The sequence below is a fragment of the Actinomyces sp. MRS3W genome, from assembly GCF_032465695.1.
GTDB lineage: Bacteria > Actinomycetota > Actinomycetes > Actinomycetales > Actinomycetaceae > Actinomyces.
Genome location: NZ_JAWDJJ010000249.1, coordinates 1 through 2,230 on the forward strand (window position 1 = coordinate 1; position 2,230 = coordinate 2,230).

The following is a 2,230-nucleotide window of genomic DNA, read 5'->3' on the forward strand; positions in this document are numbered from 1 at the left end:
GGCGACCACCCCCACCACGGGGGCCGTGACAAGGCCCTGTACGCGCTCGACGCCGCGGAGGCCCGCTACTGGTCGGCGGTGCTCGGCGGCACCCGCCCCGGAGCGTTGGGGGAGAACCTGAGCATCGAGCCCGGGCCCGCCGGCGGGATCGACGACGTCGAGCTCGGCGCCGTCCTGTCGATCGGGGATCCCCGCGGTGAGGGGCTGCGCGTGCGCGTCACCGGTGTGCGCAACCCATGCGCCACCTTCGCCCGGGGGGTTGGTCGCGGCGACTGGGTGGAGGTCTTCTCCTCCCGCAACCGCGTAGGCGTCTACCTGGCGGTGCTCACTCAGGGCACGGTGCGTGCCGGGGACGAAGTGCGCGTGCTCAACTCGCCCGGGCACCGCGTCACCTGCACTCGCTGGTTCGCCCACCACGATCCGCGCGACGCCCAAGCCCTGCTCAACTCCGAGATCTTCGGCAACTGCCGCCTGGCCGCCTTCACCAAGAAGTATGTGCAGGCGGCCGCCGGCGAGCCCATCGGCTGAAGGGCGGACACCGGTTCATGCCGCAGCAGCATCCTCCCCGCTCGCACGCCATCCACGCCCGGGTGCGCTCCTACTCGCGCGCCGGCGGACGCCTGACCGATGCGCAGGCCCGTGCACTTGAGCGCCACGGGGCCTACTACGTGGTGGACGTGCCCCGCGCCGACGCCATCCGCACCGTCGACGCCTCCTACCGGCTGGACCCGGTCGCCGTCTTCGGACACGCCGGGCAGCTGCGCCCGCTCATCGTGGAGGTGGGCTCCGGGGCGGGGGAGGCGATTCTGGCCCACGCCGCCGCCCACCCGGGGGTGGACCACCTGGCCGTCGAGGCCTGGGAGACGGCGATCGCCCGGATCGTGCGCGATGCCGCCAAGGCGGGGCTGCGCAACGTGCGCGTGGTTCCGGCCGACGCCGCTCAACTGCTGGCCACCGCCCTGCCGGTGGGCTGTGCGAGCGAGGTGTGGGTCTTCTTCCCCGATCCGTGGCGCAAGCCGCGCCACCGCAAACGCCGCCTGGTCACGGTCGCTTTCGCCGACTCCGTGGCCCGGGTACTGCGCCCGGGCGGAGTGTGGCGGCTGGCGACCGACTGGGCCGACTACGCCTGGCAGATGCGCGATGTGCTGGAGGAGGTTTCCGCCCTGCCCGAGGGGCTCCAGGCCGACTCCACCGGCCCCTATTTCCGCTACGACGACGCCGGTGCCCGCGCCGACCTGGGCGAGGCTACCGCCGAGGAGAACAGCCTCGGTAACGGCCCTGACCCGGGCTCGCCCGCCGGGATGCGGGGCGGCTGGTCGCAGCGCTATGCGGGGCGGGTCATGACGCGCTTCGAACAGCGCGGCATCGACGCCGGCCGCACCATCCGCGACCTGACCGCGGTGCGCACCAGCGAGATGTGGGTGCCGCCCCGAGCCGAGCCGGTCGCCCTATGACCTCCGCCCGCCCCCGGCGGCGCCTGCCGCGGCGTGCCTGGCTGGGGATCATCGTCCTCGGATTCCTCGCCTTCTGCGCGGTGCTGCGCGTTCCCGTGGGGGTCATCCCGCCGCTACTGACCCGCCTGGGCGACGACCTGGGCATGAGCGAGGTGGCGCGCGGTGCACTGACCTCCGTGCCGATCCTCTGCTACGGCCTGCTCACCCCCTTGGCATCCCGCCTGCTGGCACGGGTGGGTGCCAACACGGGCGGGATGATCATGATGGGTCTGCTCGTGGTCGGCGCCCTGGTCCGCTCGGCCGGGACCACCCCAGCGGCCTTCGTCGGCACGGTGGTGATCGGCGCCGGGATCACGCTTGGCAACTTGGTGGCGCCCATGATCATCGGCCGCGACTTCTGGCACCGCACCTCGCTTATGACCGGCATGTACTCGGCGACCTGCAACGTCATGGTGACGGCGGCGACGGCGCTCGCGGTGCCCACTGCCGTCCTCATCGGCTGGCGCGGTTCGGCACTGGCCTGGACGGCGCTGCCGGTGCTGGCCGCGGGCGCCATATGGCTGTGGGTGTATCCACCCGGGGCCCGCACGCCGCGGGAGAGCCTGCGGCGTCGCTCCGGTATGGATTCCTGGGTCATTGAGCGGCCCGGAACCGCGGGCCACGGTGCGGGGGCGGCGGTTGCGCGCGTGGCCGTATGGCGGCGCCCGCTCACCTGGATCATGGCCGCCGCCTTCGCCTGTCACACCTTCTCCTACTACGCGGTATCGGGGTGGCTG

The 2,230-nt window shown here is 73.0% G+C and carries 3 protein-coding genes; all 3 read left to right on the forward strand.

What is annotated here, in order from left to right; genetic code table 11:
• On the forward strand, nt 1-528 hold a 528-nt coding region (locus RWX45_RS09570; protein ID WP_316023502.1), incomplete at its 5' end, for an MOSC domain-containing protein.
• Nucleotides 529-545: 17 nt separating this feature from the next.
• A complete protein-coding gene (trmB, locus tag RWX45_RS09575; protein ID WP_316023503.1) occupies nt 546-1,454 on the forward strand; it encodes a tRNA (guanosine(46)-N7)-methyltransferase TrmB in 909 nt (302 codons plus the stop codon).
• Nucleotides 1,451-2,230: CynX/NimT family MFS transporter (locus RWX45_RS09580; protein ID WP_410050709.1), on the forward strand; the 780-nt coding region annotated here is incomplete at its 3' end. The genes trmB and RWX45_RS09580, both read left to right, overlap by 4 nt.

Coding starts and splice junctions, on each gene's coding strand:
- trmB (WP_316023503.1), top strand. CDS start 546: ATGCCGCAGCAGCATCCTCCCCGCTCGCACGCCATCCACGCCCGGGTG.